The 18,257-nt window shown below is 74.1% G+C and carries 16 protein-coding genes; 7 read left to right on the forward strand and 9 right to left on the reverse strand.

Annotated elements, in window-relative coordinates; genetic code table 11:
• Positions 1 to 80: 80 nt before the first annotated feature.
• From ACPPVO_RS32050 to ACPPVO_RS32060, 3 genes are all read left to right on the forward strand, one after another.
• Entirely contained in the window at positions 81 to 884 is an 804-nt protein-coding gene (locus ACPPVO_RS32050; RefSeq protein ID WP_360383172.1) for an SAM-dependent methyltransferase, read from the forward strand.
• 61 nt (positions 885 to 945) lie between these two features.
• Complete coding sequence (locus ACPPVO_RS32055) at positions 946 to 2,652, forward strand: putative bifunctional diguanylate cyclase/phosphodiesterase (protein WP_426502274.1); 1,707 nt, start codon at positions 946 to 948, stop codon at positions 2,650 to 2,652.
• Positions 2,649 to 3,293: a 4'-phosphopantetheinyl transferase family protein gene (locus tag ACPPVO_RS32060; protein ID WP_426502275.1), complete on the forward strand. Its 645-nt coding sequence runs from the start codon at positions 2,649 to 2,651 to the stop codon at positions 3,291 to 3,293. The genes ACPPVO_RS32055 and ACPPVO_RS32060 overlap by 4 nt, the downstream gene beginning before the upstream one ends.
• A gap of 102 nt (positions 3,294 to 3,395) precedes the next feature.
• On the opposite strand, the gene ACPPVO_RS32065 is transcribed toward ACPPVO_RS32060, so the two are convergent.
• Complete coding sequence (locus ACPPVO_RS32065; protein WP_426502276.1) at positions 3,396 to 4,265, reverse strand: hypothetical protein; 870 nt, start codon at positions 4,263 to 4,265, stop codon at positions 3,396 to 3,398.
• Between the two features lie 81 nt (positions 4,266 to 4,346).
• Entirely contained in the window at positions 4,347 to 5,117 is a 771-nt protein-coding gene (locus tag ACPPVO_RS32070; RefSeq protein ID WP_426502277.1) for a response regulator transcription factor, read from the reverse strand.
• A 219-nt stretch (positions 5,118 to 5,336) separates the two neighbouring features.
• On the opposite strand from ACPPVO_RS32070, the gene ACPPVO_RS32075 reads away from it, so the two are divergent.
• Both ACPPVO_RS32075 and ACPPVO_RS32080 read left to right on the forward strand, forming a co-directional pair.
• Positions 5,337 to 5,504 carry a hypothetical protein gene (locus tag ACPPVO_RS32075; protein ID WP_426502278.1) on the forward strand — a complete coding sequence of 56 codons (168 nt, stop codon included), beginning with the start codon at positions 5,337 to 5,339 and terminating at the stop codon, positions 5,502 to 5,504.
• Complete coding sequence (locus tag ACPPVO_RS32080) at positions 5,501 to 6,265, forward strand: AfsR/SARP family transcriptional regulator (RefSeq protein WP_426502279.1); 765 nt, start codon at positions 5,501 to 5,503, stop codon at positions 6,263 to 6,265. Before ACPPVO_RS32075 ends, ACPPVO_RS32080 begins: the two co-directional genes overlap by 4 nt.
• 3 nt (positions 6,266 to 6,268) lie before the next feature.
• Here the strand turns inward: ACPPVO_RS32080 and ACPPVO_RS32085 are convergent, their stop codons facing one another.
• From ACPPVO_RS32085 to ACPPVO_RS32110, 6 genes are all read right to left on the reverse strand, one after another.
• Complete coding sequence (locus ACPPVO_RS32085) at positions 6,269 to 6,985, reverse strand: polysaccharide deacetylase family protein (protein ID WP_426502280.1); 717 nt, start codon at positions 6,983 to 6,985, stop codon at positions 6,269 to 6,271.
• Positions 6,982 to 7,722, reverse strand: coding sequence for a glycosyltransferase family A protein (locus ACPPVO_RS32090; protein WP_426502281.1), 741 nt, complete (start codon positions 7,720 to 7,722; stop codon positions 6,982 to 6,984). The genes ACPPVO_RS32085 and ACPPVO_RS32090 overlap by 4 nt, the downstream gene beginning before the upstream one ends.
• Before the next feature lie 88 nt (positions 7,723 to 7,810).
• Positions 7,811 to 10,177 carry an acetyl-CoA acetyltransferase gene (locus ACPPVO_RS32095; RefSeq protein ID WP_426502282.1) on the reverse strand — a complete coding sequence of 789 codons (2,367 nt, stop codon included), beginning with the start codon at positions 10,175 to 10,177 and terminating at the stop codon, positions 7,811 to 7,813.
• Between the two features lie 16 nt (positions 10,178 to 10,193).
• Entirely contained in the window at positions 10,194 to 11,312 is a 1,119-nt protein-coding gene (locus ACPPVO_RS32100; RefSeq protein ID WP_426502283.1) for an NAD(P)H-dependent flavin oxidoreductase, read from the reverse strand.
• A complete protein-coding gene (locus ACPPVO_RS32105; protein ID WP_426502284.1) occupies positions 11,312 to 13,444 on the reverse strand; it encodes an acetate--CoA ligase family protein in 2,133 nt (710 codons plus the stop codon). Before ACPPVO_RS32105 ends, ACPPVO_RS32100 begins: the two co-directional genes overlap by 1 nt.
• Before the next feature lie 195 nt (positions 13,445 to 13,639).
• A complete protein-coding gene (locus ACPPVO_RS32110) occupies positions 13,640 to 15,619 on the reverse strand; it encodes an acyl-CoA dehydrogenase family protein (protein ID WP_426502285.1) in 1,980 nt (659 codons plus the stop codon).
• Positions 15,620 to 15,724: 105 nt separating this feature from the next.
• Here ACPPVO_RS32110 and ACPPVO_RS32115 point away from each other — a divergent pair, with 105 nt between their 5' ends.
• The gene (locus ACPPVO_RS32115) at positions 15,725 to 16,330 is read left to right on the forward strand and encodes a TetR/AcrR family transcriptional regulator (RefSeq protein ID WP_426502286.1); all 606 of its coding nucleotides are present in this window, start codon (positions 15,725 to 15,727) and stop codon (positions 16,328 to 16,330) included.
• A gap of 2 nt (positions 16,331 to 16,332) precedes the next feature.
• On the opposite strand, the gene ACPPVO_RS32120 is transcribed toward ACPPVO_RS32115, so the two are convergent.
• Positions 16,333 to 17,298, reverse strand: a complete 966-nt coding sequence (locus tag ACPPVO_RS32120) for a LysR family transcriptional regulator (RefSeq protein WP_426502287.1) — start codon at positions 17,296 to 17,298, stop codon at positions 16,333 to 16,335.
• A 12-nt stretch (positions 17,299 to 17,310) separates the two neighbouring features.
• Here ACPPVO_RS32120 and ACPPVO_RS32125 point away from each other — a divergent pair, with 12 nt between their 5' ends.
• A complete protein-coding gene (locus ACPPVO_RS32125; RefSeq protein ID WP_426502288.1) occupies positions 17,311 to 18,183 on the forward strand; it encodes a serine hydrolase in 873 nt (290 codons plus the stop codon).
• The last annotated feature ends 74 nt before the right edge of the window (positions 18,184 to 18,257 follow it).

Below are 18,257 nucleotides of genomic sequence, written 5' to 3' on the forward strand. Positions count from 1 at the left end.
AATCTTCAGGGCCTGGCGGCTTCGGCCATGTGGCCATAATATGACGGCGCTGACGACGACACGGGGGGTGCGGTACGGCGATGACGCGACCGGAGTGGGCACCGGAGGACATTGACATCAGCGTGCCGAACGCGGCGCGGATGTACGACTACTCGCTGGGCGGGTTCCACAACTTCGCGGCCGACCGGGAGATGGTCGAGCGAGTCGTGTCGATGGCGCCGAACGCGCGCCAGATCGGGCTGGCCAACCGGGCGTTCCTGGGCCGGGCGGTGCGCCGGCTGGTGGCCGGCGGCGTGCGGCAGTTCCTCGACGTCGGCTCGGGCATCCCGACCCTGGCCAGCGTCCACGAGGTGGCGCAGCAGGCCGATCCGGGGGCCCGGGTGATGTACGTCGACATCGACCCGGTCGCCGTCGCGCACGGCCGCGCGATCCTCGCGAGCAACCCGAACGCCGACGTGATGGTCGGCGACGTGCGCCGCCCGGACGACATCGTGCGCCACCCCGCGGTGAGCGGGCTGCTGGACTTCACCGAGCCGGTCGCGGTCATGCTCATCGCGGTGCTGCACTTCGTGCCGGACGAGGACGACCCGGCGGGCATCGTGCGCCGGTTCCGGGAGGCGGTGAAGCCGGGCAGCTTCATCGCGATCTCGCACGGCTCGCCGCCGCCGCAGCACGAGGAGGACGCCGATGCGGTCAAGGGGGTGTACCAGCGCACCTCGACCCCGCTGCACCTGCGCAGCGCGGAGCAGATCCGCGGGCTGCTCGACGGGCTGGAGGTCGTCGCGCCGGGTGTCGTACCGGTGACCGACTGGCACCCCGAGCCCGAGGACCGCGGCACCGAGCCCCGGCCGGAGGTGCTCGCGGCCGTCGGCCGCAAACCGTAGATCGGCTTTGCGTCCGCGTGGCGCTGGCATTCAGCGTTGTCGTTGGACCATAATCAGCGGCGTGATCCCGTCCGATGGCCGGACGGCCGGCATCGACGCGTTCACCCGGGCCTGGACCCGTGTCGTCACCGGCCAGACGGTGCTGCGCCACAGCCGCGAAGAGGTCTACGCCCTGCTCGAGCGGTTCGCGCGGCGGCTCGCCGAGGCACTGCACGCCGAGCCGTTCGCGGCCGCCCCCGGGCGGCAGCTCGGCGCCGACCTCGTGGCGGCCGGGATCGCCACGCCGGAGCTGCTCGGCGGCACGACGATGCTCATCGGCCGCCGCTTCCTCGCCGATGTGCGGATGCTCCGCCCGGACGCCCGCGCCCGCCTGGACGAGCTGCTGGGCGCCGTCGCGACCGGCTTCACGGGCGCCCTCATCGACCAGACGGTCGCGGCCCAGGAGGCGCTGCGGCGCGCCGAGCTGGCCAAGCGCACGCTGACCGTGCGGACCCACACCGTCCCGCGCAACCGCGACGCGCTGCTGCGGCAGCTCGGCGACGCCCTCGAGGGGCATCCGCGGCGCCGGCTCGGGTTGTGCCTGATCAACCTCGACCGGTTCCGGACCGTCAACGAGAGCCTCGGCTACCGCAGCGGCGACCAGGTGCTGGGTACCGTCGCGCACCGCCTCGACCGGCTCGCCCGCACCGCCGGGCACTTCGCCGCGCACCTCGACAACGACACCTTCGTCCTGCTCGTGGCCGACACCACCGGCCCGGACGAGGTGACGAAGGCCGCCGACGAGGCGCTCGCCGCGATCGCGCACACGTTCCCGATCAACAACGGGTACAACCTGCCGATCGGGGCCAGCGTCGGCGTCGTCGAGCAGGCCGCCGCCGACACCGACCCCGCGGCCCTGCTCGGCGCGGCCGAGCAGGCCCTGGCCTGGGCCAAGCGCGAGCGGCGCGGGCACTGGATGGTCTACGACCCGGAGCGCGCCGCCGAGGAGAGCGCCCGGCACGCGCTCAGCGCGGAGATGCCCGACGCGCTCACCCGCGGCGAGTTCGTGGTGGAGTACCAGCCGCTCGTCGACCTGGCCACCGGGCACCTCGCCGGCGCCGAGGCGCTGGTGCGGTGGCGGCACCCGGTCCACGGCGTGATCATGCCGGGCCGGTTCATCGACCTGGCCGAGCACACCGGCCTGATCGTGCCGCTGGGCGAGGACGTCCTGCGCCGCGCCTGCGTCCAGGCCGCCGCGTGGCACGCGGCCGACCCCGACCGGCCGATGTTCGTGAGCGTCAACGTGGCCGAGGCGCAGCTGCGCCGGCCGGGCCTGCCGGCCATGGTGCGGGCGATCCTCGACGAGACCGGGCTGCCCGAGGGCCTGCTCCACCTGGAGGTCACCGAGAACGTCCTGCTCGACCCGGAGGGCCTGGGCACGCTCGACGACCTGGCCCGCATGGGCGTGCGGATCTCACTCGACGATTTCGGTACCGGCAACTGCCGACTCGCCGAGATCAGTAACCTGCCCGTGCACACCATCAAGATCGCGGGTTGTTTCGCCGGCTACCTCAAGGGCCGCCACGCCGCCGACGGCCCCGACCACACGGTGCTCACCGCCATGATCAAGCTCGGCCGCGACCTGGGCCTCGCGGTGACCGTCGAGGGCATCGAGACGGAGGCCCAGCGGCGGCGCCTGCTGGAGCTCGGCTGCGACACCGGCCAGGGGTACCACCTGGGCCGCCCCGCCCCGGCCGAGCACATCACCGAGCGGCTCACGACGTCTTGATCGAGGAGATCCTGCCCGCGGCGTCGAGCGCCTTCGAGGTGACCGGCGACCCTCCCGACGCGAAGCTGTGGCCGGAGGAGGAGCGCCTGGTCGCCGGCGCGGTCGAGAAGCGGCGGCGGGAGTTCACCACCGCCCGGCACTGCGCGCGGCAGGCGCTGCTGGGGCTCGGGGAGCCGCCGGTGGCGGTGCTGTCCGGCCCGAAGCGGGAGCCGCTGTGGCCGCCGGGCGTCGTGGGCAGCATCACGCACTGCGCGGGGTACCGTGCCGCCGTTGTCGCCCGCGATCGCGATCTCGCCTCCGTCGGGGTCGACGCCGAGCCGGACGAGCCGCTGCCCGAGGGCGTCCTCGACACCATCGCCCTTCCCGGGGAGGTGGACCGCATCGGCGCGCTGCTGCGGGCGCGGCCGGAGGTGCGCTGGGACCGGCTGCTGTTCAGCGCCAAGGAGTCGGTGTACAAGACGTGGTACCCGCTCGCGCGGCGCTGGCTCGACTTCACGGAGGCGGACATCACCATCGACGCCGAGGCCGGCGCGTTCACGGCCCGGCTGCTCGTGCCCGGCCCGATGAGCCGCCTCGACGGCCGGTGGCTGGCCCGCTCGGGCCTGGTCCTCACGGCGATCGCGCTGCCAGCCCCCCGGTGAACGCCGGCCCCCGGCCCCGGTGCGGGCGGCCACGCTCGGGGCCGTCTCCTACCTGCACGGCGCGCTCCTGCTGGCCCGCGCCGCCGATTGACCGGCTCGGTACTACGGCACGTCGACCCACACCCCCTCGGTGGCGCCGGCGTCGCGGATGTCCTGGATCTGCCGGCGCAGGTCGCCGGCCCGGGAGCCCGTCGTGGTCTTGATCTGGGCGGTCAGCTCGCGGGCCGAGGTGAGCTGGGCCGACCCGGCGCCCTCGCGGGCCATGCGCAGCGCCGTCTGGGTGCGGGCGTCGATCGCGGAGCGCAGGCTGCCCGCGCGGTCGGTCAGGCGGCCCAGGTCGCGGAACTGCGGCTCGTCGGTGTCGAACCAGATCTGCTGCCACCAGTGGTCGCTGATCGGGTCGTGCCAGCTGAGGTAGCCGCCCTTGGCGATGCGGCGCGGGCCGGTGAGGTGACCGCCGAAGGTGTACCGCACCCCGCCGGCGGCGACCGGGTCGTAGAACTGCGGCGTGAAGAAGTCCGAGACGAGCAGGCCGTTGACGGTGTACCCGAACTGCGCGTCCTCGGAGGGGTCGGCGACCTCGACGAGGAACTCGACGCGGCCCTGGTCCGGCTTGGGCGACTGGCCGGCGACGAGCCGGTTGCCGAACGGGTCGACCAGCATCTCGAGCATCTCGTGGCTGGCGGTCAGCGACCAGCTGTCGCCGAACTGCACGAGCGCGAACGGCTGGCCGTTGCGGTCCAGGTGGACGCCGGCCGCGCCCGGGGCGTCGATGTCGTCGCGGACGATGATCGGCCAGTACCCGATCGGCACGTCCTCGAGGCGCTCGAAGCCGTCGATCGTGGCGACGATGTCCCAGATCGGCGCGAAGTCGCGGATCGCCTGCTTCTGCAGCGCGGCGGCGACGCGGTTGAGCTGTGAGCCGGTCACGTTCGCAGTGTCCGCGACCAGCGCGAGTTCGGTGATGAGCATGGTCGGCCTTTCCAGGAAGATTTCCGAACCCAGCGTGGGGCCCGAGCGTCACCCCGGCGTCACCGCGAAGGCGGCCCCCGGTCAGACGATGCCGAGGCGCTGCGCCCGCAGGACGGTCGTGAGCCGGTCCCGGGTGCGCAGCTTGCGCTGCAGGTTCTCCTGGTGCTTGGTCACCGTCCGCGGCGAGATGCCGAGCCGGCGGCCGATCGCCGGGATGGTCAGGCCGTCGGCGAACAGGGCCAGCACGGTCAGCTCGCGCGGGGTGATCCGGTGCTCCTCGAGCGCGCTCGGCGCGCTGCCGGTGCCGTTCGCGCCCCGCCAGCGCACGACGGTCTCCAGGTGGCCGTCGAGCCGGGCGAGCACGGGCTGGACGCGGGAGAGGTACGCCTGCTCGTGCTCGGTGAAGTTGGTGTCCGGGCGCCCGAGCGCCAGGAAGCGGAACCCGCCGCGCACGACGGACAGCGGCACGCCCACGTGCTCGGTGACGTCGCCGAGCTGTTCGCGGGCGGCGGCGTACCGCGGCGCGGTGAGCCAGCCGCAGTCGTCGGGCACGTCCCGCAGCGTGCGGGTACGCCAGGCGCGGCGCAGGCCGAAGTGCCGGACCAGCGGGTGGGCGGCGGAGTCGCCGTTGGTCATGGCGACCTCGTCGACCCAGACGGGCCAGACCACCCGCCGGCGCGTGACGCCCTCGGGCCAGCCGATGTCGAACATCCCGGCGAGCGCGGCGTCGACGGACCCGCCCAGCTCGACGCAGACACGCTGCCACGCCGAACGACCCTCGTCGATGTCGGCCATCGCGCACACGACGAGGTCGAGCATCCGCTCGTAGTCGCGTGCCGACAGCGCCGCCATACTGTCAGCATCTCGGCCGCGGAGCCGGACTCGACCGTACTGTCGGCTCCTCGTCAAGACGTTCAGCCCATCGAGGTCCGCCGGTCGGGCTACGTGACACGTCGTATGTCGCCGCGGCCGGGAGTCTGCGAGCATACGGGGGCGGCGCAGCACGGTGCGGTGACGATGACCGGCGAGGCTGGGGCCATGCCAATGCCAGCCAACCGTACCGGCGTCTGCGTGCTCCGCGTGCAACGGCAACCGTCCGGCCTGCTGATCACCGTGCTCATGAACCCGGACGTCGACACTCGCACGGCCGAGGAGTCCCGGCGGCTGCCCGACGTGGAAGCGGCGACCGCCGCCGTCCATGAGTTCCTCGAGCGCTTCGCGGAGGAGGCGGGCCGGTGACGATCAGTGTGTTCGCCGATGCCGGAACCCCGGTCCTGCACCTGGCCGGCGGCCCCTGTCTCAGCCTCGGCGGCCGCCGCTACGAGGTACCGGAGGGCAGCAAGCGCCTGCTCGTGTTCGTGGCGCTGCGGACCGGCCGCATCGAGCGCCGCTGCGCCGCGGGAACCCTGTGGCCCACCGGCGACGACGCCCGCGCCGCGGGCAACCTGCGCTCGGCCCTGTGGCGCCTGCGGACGCTGCCGGTCGAGCTGATCCACGCGGACAAGTGGACCCTGTGCATGTCCGGCGCGGTCACCGTGGACCTGAGCGTGATCAACGCCTGGGCGGCCCGCCTGATCCAGCGCACCGAGGAGCCGGCCGACCTCGTCATCGCCCCGTGGTGGGGCGACGCCCTGGACCTGCTGCCCGGCTGGTACGACGACTGGCTCCTCATGGAGCGCGAACGCCTGCGCCAGCGCATGCTGCACGCGATCGAGGCCGTGAGCGAACGCCTCCGCGCGTCGTCGCGCTGCGCGGAGGCGGTGGAGGCGGCGCTGACGGCGGTGGGCGTGGAGCCGCTGCGGGAGAGCGCGCAGCGGGCCCTGATCGAGGCCCACCTGGCCGAGGGCAACTGGGTCGAGGCCCGGCGCAGCTACGAGACGTACCGGGCGCTGCTGCGCTCGGAGCTCGGCGCCGAACCCGCCGCCGACCTGATCCGCCGCCTCCCGGTCCCGCGCCGCCGCGCCCGGATCGGCCGGCGGCGCTCCCCTGTCCCGCAGTGACGGCTACGCCTGGTACGCCGGCACGCCCAGCAGCTCGTCCACCGTCACGAAGCGGTACCCCCGCGCCAGCAGCCCCGCGATCGTCTCGCGCACCGCGACCACCGTCTGCGTCCGGTCTCCCCCGCGGCTGTCGAAGCCGTCGTGGAAGATGAGGATCGAGCCCGGGCGGGTCTTGGCGATCGCGCGGCGGGCCATCCGTACCCCCGACGGCTGGAAGACCTCGAGGGCGTGGACGAACTCGCCCGCCACGGCGTGCAGCCCGCGGCGGCGCAGCATGCGCAGCAGGGCCGGCTGGCGCCAGAGCCACGGCGTGCGGGCCAGGGCCGGTGTGCGGCCCGTGACCCCCTCCAGGATGTGCTGGGTGCGCTCGACCTCGCGCTCGAAGGCCCGCGGCCGCAGGTAGGTGCCGAACCGGTGGCTCAGCGAGTGGTTGCCCAGCACGTGGCCGGCGTCCAGGGCGCGCACCGCGACCTCCGGGTGGCGCTCGACGCACTGGCCGACGTGGAAGAACGTCGCCCGGATGTCGTTGGCCTTCAGGAGGTCGAGGATCTGCGAGGTGTACGGCTCGTTGGGCCCGTCGTCGAAGGTCAGGGCGACGACCTTCTCGGTGGCGGGGGCGTGGTACGGGTACCGCCGCGAAGACGGCGCGAACGGCGACATCAGCAGCCAGTAGGACACGCCCAGCGCCGCCGCCAGGGTCAGGACCGCGAGCACGATCATCGGGACGTCTCCCGGAACGCCGGGGCCTGGCCGAGCACGCGGCGGCCCGCGGCGCGGTTCACGGCGTAGGTCAGCACGTAGTGCACGGGCAGGCTCACGAACAGGTTGTAGGTCAGTCCACGGCTGAGCCGCCGGCCCGAGGTGTACGTCGGGTTGGCGTGATCGTAGACGATCCGGCCCTGCGGCCGCAGGCGGCGCAGCTGGTCGAGCTCGTCGCCGCCCTGGGTCAGGGTGGTGTCGTAGCCGGTCCAGGCCTCGCGCCGGAACGCGATGTTCGTCGCGCTCGCGTAGACCGCGCGGCCGGTCATCTTGTAGACGCCGTTGACGGCGCCGAACAGCATCCGGGCGTAGGTCTTGCCCCAGCGCGGGCCGTCGGCGTACCGGCACGGCCCGACCACCGCCACGACGCGCTCGTCGGCCCGGAACCGGGCGTCGATGCGGCTCAGCCAGTCGCGATCGTAGACCGTGTCGGCGTCGGCCGAGACGACGATCTCGCCGCGCGCCGCCTCCGTGCCCCGCTGCCGGGCGTTGCACACGCCGGGCACCGGCTCGGTCACGACCCGTGCACCGAAGTCGCGGGCGATGCCGGCGGTGTCGTCCGTGCAGTTGTTGTCGACCACGACGACCTCGAACTCGCCCTCGAAGTCCTGCTTGCGCAGGGAGAGGAGGGCGTCGGTGACGTACCCGGCCTCGTTGAAGCACGGAATGACGATGCTGAACCTGGGCGTGTCGGTCATGAGAAGAGTCTTGATGTCCGGACCGCTCGAAACGATCCGGACTTCCCCCGATTTCGACCGGGGGCTTTCCCCCTATTCAACGGTCGGGTCAGCGGTTGCGCCACCGGGGCCGGCGCTTCTCGGCGAACGCCGTCAGCCCCTCCATCATGTCCTCGCTCACCATGAGCTCGTCGAGGGCCGGGCTGTGGTGGGTGACCGCTTCGACGACGTCGGGAATCCCGCGCGTCTCGGCCATCACCTGCAGCGAGATCCGCACCGAGGTCGGCGACGACTCGAGGATGTCGGCGGCCAGGGCGCGGGCGCCCTCGATCGCCTGCCCCGCCCCGGTGACGCGGTTGACGAGGCCGCAGGCGAGGGCCTCGTCGGCGGTGAGCCGGCGCCCGGTGAGGATCATCTCGTTGGCCAGCTTGGCCGGCACGGTGCGGGGCAGCCGTACGACGCCGCCCGCGCCGGCGATCAGGCCCACCTTGACCTCGCTGAGGGCGAACCGCGCGGTGGCGTCGGCGACGACGAGGTGGCAGGCGAGGGCGATCTCGCAGCCGCCGCCCATGGCGAAGCCGTTGACCGCGGCGATGACCGGCTTGGGCAGGTACCGCCGGCTGGTCAGGCCCGCGAAGCCGTTCTTCGGCACCCACATGGGCCGGCCGGAGCCGGAGTAGATGAGGTCGTTGCCGGCGCTGAAGGCCTTGTCCCCGGCGCCGGTGAGGATCGCGACCCACAGGTCGTCGGCGGCGAAGTAGGCGTCGAAGGCGTGGTCGAGCTCGTCGTTGGCCATCGGGTGCAGGCTGTTGCGCGCCTCGGGGCGGTTGATGGTGACCTCGAGCAGGTGTCCGTCGCGGCGGGTCAGGATGTGCTCGTAGCGCTCGCGCAGCACCGCGGGCTCGGCCGGGTACAACTGCCGCATCGTCGCCTCGTCGACGGTGACCCGGTTGCCGAAGCCGAAGGAGCGCGCATAGAGGCGCTGCCCGATCGGCTCGCCGGTGCCGAGCAGCTCGACGGTCGCGGTGTCGCGGTCGTCGGTGCGGGCCACGAACCGGCGCCCGTCCGCCTCCAGGCGCCCGATGACGATGCCGATGCGCTTGCCGTCGCGGGCGTGCTTCACGGTGTACGTCTCGATGGTGGCCCAGCCGTCGGCCTGCCGGGCCTCGTCCGGTGCGGGCCACGCGTCGATCTCGGCCTGCAGCCGGGCGCTGTCGTCGGGCCGCCACGGCGACGGGGTGGTGCTGTAGACGCCCACGGAGTACTTGCTCATGATGCCGCCGTTGGCGCCGACGAGCCCGTAGCGGCCCGGATTCCGGCGGGCCCGGCCGACGATCTCGGCGATGGCGTGCATGGAGTAGTTGTTGCCGGCCCCGCCGAAGAACGGCAGGCCGCCGGTGGCCGTCAGGCCCCGGGGGTCCTGCGGGGCGAGGCCGAGGCCGTCGGCGATGTTGAACACCGGGGCGGCGAAGCAGCTGTAGAGGTCGATCGCGGCCAGGTCACCGGGGCCGATGCCCGCGACCTCGAGGGCGTGTTCGGCGGCCCGGACCGAGGCCGGGCCGCGGGACAGGTCCGCACGCTGCATGAGGTCGCGCTCGCGCAGGTCGGCGTGGCCGGCCAGGAACACCCACCGGTCGGCGGGCACACCGAGCCGGCGGGCGGCGGCGACGGACATGAGCAGGACGGCGGCGCCCTGGTTGACCTTCTCCCGGGCCACCACGTAGCGGGTGTACGGGTCCGCGATCGGACGGTTCGCCTCGGTCGGCGTGACCAGCTCCCGGGCGTCGCGCTCGGTCGGGGCGGCCGCGTGCGGGTTGGCCGCGGCGACGCGGGTGAACGGGGCGAACAGTTCGCCGATCGCCCGCGCGTACTCCTCGCGGGTCAGCTTGAGCCGGGCCCGGCGGGCGTTGTCGAACAGCGCGTACTGGCTCGGCGCGTCGGCGAGCCCATGGGCGGCGTGGTGCATCGAGACGAGCCCGCGCAGGCCGTAGCCGCGGTCCTCGAGGTCGCCGTCGGCGTGCTCGGCGAAGCCGGGCCGGTCGGCGGCCTTCGCGTGCTGCTCGATCGTCGATATGGCCTCGGCGCCGAAGAGCAGTACCACCTCCGCGTCCCCGGCCGCGATGGCCGCCGCGAACTCGTTGACCAGGTGCTGCGGGCTCTGCCCGCCGCTGACGTCGAGCACGGCGCGCTTCGGGTCGGCGCCCAGGCGCCCGGCGACCGAGCGCGGGAAGTTGTCGGAGCGGCCCAGCGGCGCCCGCGACATCGGCGTCGAATTCTCGAACTGCCGCGTCGCGGCGACGGTGTCGACGGCGGCGGGGTCGACCCCGGCGTCGGCCAGGGCTTCCCGGGCCGCGTCGGCGGCGAGGTCGACCGGTGAGCGACCGCGGTAGCCGGGGGTGTCGAGGCGTTCGGACGACTGCCCGACGCCCACCACGACGGGGGTGCGCGGGTCAAGGTCGTCGAGGTTCGGTGACATGACAGGTGACTCCCGGTCAGAGCAGGGCGGACAGGTCGCGGATGCGCCGTTCGCAGTCGGCGGCGATCGTGCGCAGGATGTCGGCGGCGGGGCGGACGTCCCGGAAGGAGCCGACGATCTGGCCGACGAAGAAGGACTCCAGCTCCAGGGCGCCCTCGTGGCCGGCCTGGGCGGCGGCGTCGATGCGGTTCCAGGCGTCGTTGACCAGCAGCGGCTGCAGCGGCATGGGCAGCGGCTGCGGGGCGCCGGCGGCCGCCCAGGCGTCGTGCCAGGCGGTGCGCAGCTGCCGCGCGGGCTTCCCGGTGCGCGTCGGCGAGCGCAGCGTGTCGTTGCTGGTCGCGGCCAGGAACTTGTTCTTGATCGCCTGGTTGGCGACGTCCTCCTCGCTGGACAGCCACACCGAGCCGGTCCACACGCCGGCCGCGCCCAGGGCAAGGGCGGCGGCCATCTGGCGGCCGGAGCCGATGCCGCCGGCGGCGAGCACCGGGCGGTCGCCGGCGATCTCCACGATCTCGGGTGTGAGCACCATGGTCGCGATCGTGCCGGTGTGCCCGCCGGCCTCGGTGCCCTGCGCGATCAGGACGTCGACGCCGGCCTCGACCTGGCGCTGGGCGTGCTTGGCCTGCCCGACGAGCGCCGCGACCACCACCCCGGCGGCCTTGCTGCGCTCGACCAGCTCCGCGGGCGGCGCGCCGAGCGCGTTGGCGAACAGCCTGATGTTGTGCTTGAACGCGACGTCGAGCAGCGCGGCGGCGCCGTCCGGGTTGATGCCCGCCGCGATCTCGTCGAAGTCGCGCAGGCCGGCGGGCGCGGCCGGGATGTCGTACCGCTCCAGCAGGCTCCGCACGAACGCAAAGTGCTCGGCCGGGATCTGCGCCCGCAGGCTGGCGATCAGGTTCTGCGGATCGCCGGCCGCGAACTTCGACGGTACGAGCATGTCCACGCCGTAGGGCCGGTCGCCGACCTGCTCCTCGATCCAGGTGAGCTGCGCGTCGAGCTCCTGCGGGGTGAAGGCCGACGCGGCGAGCACGCCGAAGCCGCCGGCCCTGGTGACCTCGGCGACGACGCCGGGCGAGCGGTTGAAGCCGACGATCGGGTACTCGACGCCGAGCAGGTCGGTCAGGGCGGTACGCATCAGTGCCGGTCCTTTCGCGCCCAGGTGACGACGGCGTCGAGCGCCTCGACGACGTCGCCGTCGACCCGGAGCGGGTTGATTTCGAGGGATTCGAGGTCGTCGCCGAGGGCGAGCGCGAGGTCGCCGACGCGGGCCACGGCGGCGGCGACGGCGCCGAGGTCGGCGGGCGTGCCGCCGCGCGCGCCCCGCAGCAGGGCGATGCCGCGCAGGCGCTCGAGCAGCCCGCGGGCCTGCGCCGGGGTGACCGGCAGAGGGGCGAGCACGGAGTCGTGCAGGATCTCGACGTAGATGCCGCCGAAGGCGACGGCCAGCATCGGCCCCCACTGGGCGTCGCGGACCACGCCGACGAGCAGCTCGACGCCGCCGCGGCGCATCGGGCTCACGAGCACGCCGTCCACGCGGGCGCCGGGTACGGCGGCGGCGGCCGCGGTCACCGCGGCGTAGGCGGCCCGGACGGCCGCCTCGTCCGGGGCGACGTCGAGCCGTACCCCGCCGATGTCGCTCTTGTGCAGGATGCCGGGCGAGACAATCTTGAGGGCGAGGGGCCGGTCGAGCTCGGCGGCGGCCGCGACCGCCTCGTCGGCCGAGGCGGCGAGGCGGGCGGGAACAACGGGCACGCCGGCATCGGTGAGCAGGCGGCGGGCGGCGGCCTCCGACCAGTGGCCGGACCGGGTCTCGCGCGGCGGCACGACGACGGCCGCCGGCGGCGCCGCCACCGTCGTCACGCGGGAGGCCTGCGACCACCAGGCGACGTTGCGCAGGGCGACGACCGCCTGGCGCAGCCCCGGGATGACGTACGGGACCCCGCCCTTGGCCATGACGTCGCGGCTGTAGTCGGTGACCGGCTGCACGACCTGGTTGATGAAGGCGGTCGGGCCGGCCGCGGCGGCCATCCCGGCGCCGATGGCGTCGATGAACATCTGGCCGAAGTACGGCCGGCCGTCGTCGATCCACGGCATGCCCTGCACGATGCCGACGACGCCGATCGACGGGTCGTTCGAGAGCACCTGGACCGAGCGGGTGAAGATGGTCGGGTCGAGGATGGCGGCCCCGGTGACGTCGAGCGGGTTCTGGATGGTGCCGTACGCCGGCATGATGTCGGCCAGCGCCGTGCGGGTCTCCTCGGCCAGCTCGGGCAGGGCGGCGCCGAGGTCCTCGGCCCGGTCGGCGATGATGTCGCAGGCGCCGCCGGAGATCGACACGATGCCGATGCCGGGGCGCTCCAGCCGGCCCAGCGCCGCCGCGGCACCCGCCGTGATGAGCATGTCCTCGATGCTGTCGACGCGAATGACGCCCAGCTCCGCGAAGACCGCGTCGATGACCCGGTCGTCGCCGACGAGCGCCCCCGTGTGCGCGGCCGCGGTCCGGGCCGACAGCTCGCTGCTGCCCGCCTTGAGCACGACCACCGCCTTGCCCGCCTCGGCGGCCCGGCGGGCGGCGCGGCGGAACACCTCCGGGTCGCGGACGGTCTCCATGAAGACGGCGACCGCGCGGGTGTGCGGGTCGTCGACGACGAAGTCCAGCACGTGCCCCGCGGTGATCATGGCCTCGTTGCCGAGGGTGACCATGTACGACAGCCCGACGTTGACCATCGTGGCGAACTGCAGCATGGCCGCGGAGCTGGCGCCGCTCTGCGACAGCAGCGCGACCGGCCCGGCGACCGTGGGCAGCTCGGGGATCGAGCACACCGGAATCCGGTCGACGAAGTTGGCGAAGCCGAGCATGTTCGGGCCCAGCAGTGCGACATCCAGCGACCGGGCGTGCGCGACGAGCTCCTCCTGCGCCGCGCGGCCGGCCTCGCCCGCCTCCCCGTAGCCGGAGGAGAGCACGACCGCGTTGCGGATCCCCGCGGCGGCGACGTCGTCCAGCGCCTCCAGCGTGCCCGCCTGCGGCACCATGAGGTACGCGACGTCGACCGGCTCGCCGATCTCCCGGCAGGACGTGACCGTGGCCCGGCCGTGGGTCTCCGCGCCGCGGCGGTTGACCAGGAACGTGTTCGCGTCGAAGCCGAACTCGACGAGGTTGCGGTAGGCCAGGCCGGAGAAGGTGGACTTGTTGGCGGCGCCGACCAGGGCGACGCTGCGGGGCCGGAAGAGGCTCGTGAGCCGCTCGCCGGTGATGTCAGACGGCATGTACTGCTCCAAGGGGTGTACAGCCCCTAGCTAGGGGCTGTATCGAAGTGGGGGTCGGAGCGAGGCGAGGCTCAGGCGTCGGCTGGGGCCGCGCCGGGCGCGCCCCGATACCGGGGTTGTATCGGGGTGTGACCGCTACGGTTCCCGGCGACGCCTGAGTCCGCCGCAGCCCGGCCATCCACTTCGATACAGCCCCTAGCGGGGAAGGCCGAGTCCGCGGGCGATGAGCCCGCGCTGGATGTCGTTGGTGCCGCCGCCGACCACGTACATGATCGACAGCCGGAGGCCGTACTCGAAGTCGCCGGTCAGGGCCGCGCGCGGGCCCAGGATGTCGAGCATCGCCTCGCCGAACTGCTCGGCCAGCTCGCCGCCCAGGACGCCCGCCATCGGCGCCTCGAGGCGGGCGCCGAGGCCGCCGGCGGTGGCGCCGATCGCGGCGGCCACGAGGGCCCGGTTGGCCTGCAGGGTCACGGCCAGCTCGCCGAGGCGGGCCCGCCGCGCCGATCCGCGCGGGCCGACATAGCGATCGGGATCTGTGCGCACGACGCCGAGGAGGTCGTCGAGCTGGCGCAGCAGGCTCGCGGCGATGCCGCCCATGAGGACGCGTTCGCCGGCCAGGGCGTCGGTGATGACCTTCCAGCCGCCGTCGACCTCGCCGACCCTGTAGCTGTCGGGGATGCGTACGTCGTCGTAGAAGACCGTACAAGAGATCTCCCCGGACAGGGCGCGATGCCGCTGCACGGTGATGCCGGGGGTGTCCATCGGCACGAGGAAGACGGTGATCCCGGCGTGCCGCGGGTTGGCACCGGGGTCAGTGCGCGTGGCCAGCCAGACGTGGCTGGCCTCGTGGCCGCCGGTGGTCCACAGCTTCTGCCCGTTGACCACCCAGCCGTCGCCGTCGCGCTCGGCGCGTGTGCGGAGCGAGGCCAGGTCGGAGCCGGCCTCGGGCTCGCTGTAACCGAGGCAGAAGCGCAGCTTCCCGGCCCGGATCAGCGGCAGGAACGTCTGCTGCTGCTCGGCGCTGCCGTGCCGCAGGATCGAGCCGCCGAGCAGCATCACCGAGCCGAGCTGCAGCGTGACGGGCGCCCGCGCGTACGTGATCTCCTCGTGCAGCACGACCTGCTCGGCGAGCGAGGCGTTGCGGCCGCCGGCCTGCTCCGGCCAGCCCATCCCGAACCAGCCGCGCGCGGCCATCGCGTCGGCGACCGTCCCGTCGTCCGAGGCGGCGATCAGCGCGCGGACCTCGTGACGGAACGGCTCGTCGGCGTCGAGGGCCGGCAGCGACGAGCCGGTCTCGACCAGCACGTCGGCGACGCTGCCGGGGCCGGGCGGGAGATCGGCCAGCCGGGTGACGTCGGCGTGCACGCGGCGGAACAGCCACGGCGCCTCGTGCTCCTCGAAATACCCGATGGCGGCCAGGGTGTGGTGGGCGCCGAGCTGCACCCGGCGGGCGGCCGCGGCGGCGAACTCGACCGCGATCTCGGCCCGCAGCGGCCAGTCGTCGCGGCCGGCGGCGTACGCCTCGGCGGCCCGGTCGATGAGGTGGTTGCCGGCGCTCACGTCGATCTGGCACGTGGCCGCCCGCTGCTGGACCGCGCCGAACGAGCCGATCGCCCGGCCGAACTGCCGGCGTACCTTGGCGTGCTCGACCGCCATCTCGTGGGCGCGCTGCGCGGCGGCCAGGGCCCGGGCGGCCAGACCCAGCCGCAGCAGCGCGACGGCCTCGTCGCGCCGCCGGGCCGCGATCTCGACGATCCGCACGGGCGGGCCGAGGCGCACGCTGGACCAGGCCGGGACGGCCAGGCCGGGCTGCTCCTCGCGGCCGGTGATCTCGTGCAGCGAGGCCTCCTTCAGGAGCAGCACCTGGGTGGCCGCCCCGGCCGCGTCCAGGTGCTCCGGCACAACGGTGACGAGGATCCGCCCGGACAGCCCAAGGCGGGCCGCGACGAAGGCGTCCATGACGGGCAGCGGGCAGGCGACCGCGCCGAGCGCCCGGGTGACGGTCAGCGCGGCGGCGAGGTTGTCGTCCGCGCCGATCTCGAACCAGCCCTGGGCCTCGCCGGCCGAGTACACGTCGTCGAGGTCGACGGTCCCGGCGGCCGTGGCCCGGCCCCAGTGCTTCGCGGCGGCCCCATGCACGGCATCGCGCAGCGCCTCGAGTTCGTCCGGTGTCATGCCGCCCTCCAATACTGAACGCTAACCGTTCATGTTTCAGCAGTGTATTCTGACGGAAACCGTTCAGCAATACGCCCGGCCCGGTCGACCCGGAGGATGGTCACGATGAGCGAGACGCCCTCAGCGGCGGGCCGGCCCCGCGACCCGGCGGTGGACCGCCGGATCGTCCGGGCCGCGCTGGACGTGTTCGGCGACAACGGCTGGGCCGGCTTCGCCATGGAGGTCGTCGCCCGGCGCGCCGGCGTCGGCAAGGCCTCGGTCTACCTGCGCTGGGCCGGCAAGGAGGCGCTGCTGACCGACGCCCTCACGACCGGGCTGCTCCAGGTCAGCGACGTCGACACCGGGAGCCTGGACGGCGACCTCGTCGAGCTGGCGACCCAGATGCTCGACCTGTACGCCGGGCCCACGAGCCGGGCGGCGCTGCGCCTGCCCCTGGAGGCCGCCACGATCCCCGGCGTCGCCGAGCACTACGAGGCGATGCGCACGGCCCAGACGCTCGCCGCACGGGCCATCGTGCGCCGCGGCATCGACCGTGGCGAGCTGCCCGCCGGCGCGTCGATCACGCTGCTGCTGGACACGCTCGTCGGCGGCGCCATGATGCACGCGATGAGCACACCGCCGGACATGCGGGCCGCGCTCGCCCAGGACACCGCCGCCCACGCCCGGCGCCTCGTGGACTTCCTGCTGCACGCCGTGACCGCCCCCGCCTGACGTCAGTCTGCGGTACGCGCGCGATCGAACACCACCGACCACGGGCCCGGCGCGCCCAGGATGCGCCCGGGCACGTCGGCACGGGTCTCCAGCACGGCGCCGGCCAGCTCGCCGAACCGCGCCGCCGCCGGGTGCGGGGCGCGCCGCGGCCACACCGCCGACGTCTCCTGCCACAGCGGGTCGCCCGCGAGGGGCCGCCACGCGACCCGCGGCTCGCGCCGCACCGCGTCCTCGCGCTCCAGGCCCACCCCGAGCCCGGCCAGGACGAGGCCGCAGAGGAACTCCGGATTGCGGGCGTGGCGCACCCGCGACGGCACGAACCCGAGTTCCCGGCAGGCGCCGATCAGGGTGTCGTACCACGCCGGCGCCGTCGCCCGCGGAAACACCACGAGCCCCTGCCCGGCGAGCTGGTCCGCGGTGAGCTCGGCCAGCCGGGCCAGCGGCGAGACGCGCGGCAGCACGACGCCGAGACGCACCCGGGTGACCGGTCCGCGGCGCAGGTCGGCCGCGTCGACCGGGTGGTGCACGAGGCCCACGTCCAGCCGCGCCGCGGCCAGCAGGTCGAGCTGCTCGGCGGTGGTCAGCTCCTGCAGGTCGACGTCGAGCCCGGGGGCCTGCTCGCCGAGGCGGCGCAGGAGCTCGCCGAGAGCGGCCGCGGGCGTCTCCGGCGGCACCCCGGCGCGCAGGGTGCCGAGGTCGCCGTCGCGGATGCTGTGCATGAGCGCGCGCAGGCGCCGCTCGGCCGCCAGGAACTGGGGCGCCTCGTCGCGCAGGGCGCGGCCGGCCGCGGTGAGCTCGGTACCGCGCGGCAGCCGGTCGAACAGCGTCACGCCCAGTTCGCGCTCCAGGCGGCGCATCGCCTGGCTCAGCGGCGGCTGGGCGATGCCGAGCACCTCCGCGGCCCGGCTGAAGTGCAGCTCCTCGGCGACGACGAGGAAATACCGCAGGTGCCTGGACAGGTCGGCCATAGAGTTGACCTTATGTTGATCGAGGAGGCCTTCGCCGCGGCCGGGGTGCGGGGCCGGCTGCACGCGTGCGACATCGACTCGGGGCGGGCGGTCGGCGTGGGCGCCGGCGAGCCGGTCGTGCTGTCGTCGATCGTCAAGGTCCTGCTGGTCCTGGAGTTCGCCCGGCAGGTCGCGGCCGGCGCCCTCGACCCGGCCGAGCGTGTCGTGATCGGCGCCGGCGACCGCCTCGGCGGCTGGGGTACCGCCGGATGCGCGGACGACGTCGAGCTGTCCCTGCGCGACCTCGCGTACTTCGCCATGTCCGTCAGCGACAACAGCGCCGCCGACGTCCTGCTGCGCCGACTCGGCGGCCCGGACCTGCTCGCGCTGCTCGCCGCCGAGCTCGGCCTGCACCGCACCCACGTCGTCGGCGGCCCCCGGGAGATGCTCGAGTCGATGTTCGCCGACATCGGCGCCCGCGACGACGCCGAGTTCGCGCGGCTGTTCCCGACGCTGCCGCCGGAGCGGGTGGCGGCGCTGCGCGTGTTCGACCCGCGGCGCACGACGTCGAGCACCCCCGAGGAGATGACCCGCCTGCTCGGCCTGGTCTGGCGCGACGAGGCCGGCCCGCCCGCGGCGTGCGCGGCGGTCCGCGACCTCATGGCCCGGCAGATGTTCTGGACCCGGCTCCGGTCGGGGTTCCCGGCCGAGGTCCGGGTCGCGGGCAAGACCGGCACGCTGCCGGGGCTCGCGATGGAGATCGGGGTCGCGGAGTACCCGGACGGCGGTCGCTACGCGGTCGCGGTCTTCGTCACCGGCGGCGGCCGCGCGCCCCGCATCGAGGTCGACACGGCCCTGGGCCGGGCCGCCGCGGCCGCCGTCGCCGGGCTGCGTGACCAGCGCTGATATCCACTCGGATATGGGCCGTGCCGGGCCTTGGTCTTGGACAGCCCGAGCGGCGCGGTGCTTGGGTGGTCGCC

This window comes from Dactylosporangium sp. McL0621, assembly GCF_049995355.1.
GTDB lineage: Bacteria > Actinomycetota > Actinomycetes > Mycobacteriales > Micromonosporaceae > Dactylosporangium.

Bases quoted from the DNA above. Each gene is read 5' to 3' on its own strand.
- ACPPVO_RS32050 (WP_360383172.1), top strand. From the start codon at position 81: ATGACGCGACCGGAGTGGGCACCGGAGGACATTGACATCAGCGTGCCG.
- ACPPVO_RS32065 (WP_426502276.1), bottom strand. From the start codon at position 4,265: ATGCTCATCACCGAACTCGCGCTGGTCGCGGACACTGCGAACGTGACC.
- ACPPVO_RS32070 (WP_426502277.1), bottom strand. From the start codon at position 5,117: ATGGCGGCGCTGTCGGCACGCGACTACGAGCGGATGCTCGACCTCGTC.
- ACPPVO_RS32085 (WP_426502280.1), bottom strand. From the start codon at position 6,985: ATGATCGTGCTCGCGGTCCTGACCCTGGCGGCGGCGCTGGGCGTGTCC.
- ACPPVO_RS32090 (WP_426502281.1), bottom strand. From the start codon at position 7,722: ATGACCGACACGCCCAGGTTCAGCATCGTCATTCCGTGCTTCAACGAG.
- ACPPVO_RS32095 (WP_426502282.1), bottom strand. From the start codon at position 10,177: ATGTCACCGAACCTCGACGACCTTGACCCGCGCACCCCCGTCGTGGTG.
- ACPPVO_RS32100 (WP_426502283.1), bottom strand. From the start codon at position 11,312: ATGCGTACCGCCCTGACCGACCTGCTCGGCGTCGAGTACCCGATCGTC.
- ACPPVO_RS32105 (WP_426502284.1), bottom strand. From the start codon at position 13,444: ATGCCGTCTGACATCACCGGCGAGCGGCTCACGAGCCTCTTCCGGCCC.
- ACPPVO_RS32110 (WP_426502285.1), bottom strand. From the start codon at position 15,619: ATGACACCGGACGAACTCGAGGCGCTGCGCGATGCCGTGCATGGGGCC.
- ACPPVO_RS32115 (WP_426502286.1), top strand. From the start codon at position 15,725: ATGAGCGAGACGCCCTCAGCGGCGGGCCGGCCCCGCGACCCGGCGGTG.
- ACPPVO_RS32120 (WP_426502287.1), bottom strand. From the start codon at position 17,298: ATGGCCGACCTGTCCAGGCACCTGCGGTATTTCCTCGTCGTCGCCGAG.
- ACPPVO_RS32125 (WP_426502288.1), top strand. From the start codon at position 17,311: ATGTTGATCGAGGAGGCCTTCGCCGCGGCCGGGGTGCGGGGCCGGCTG.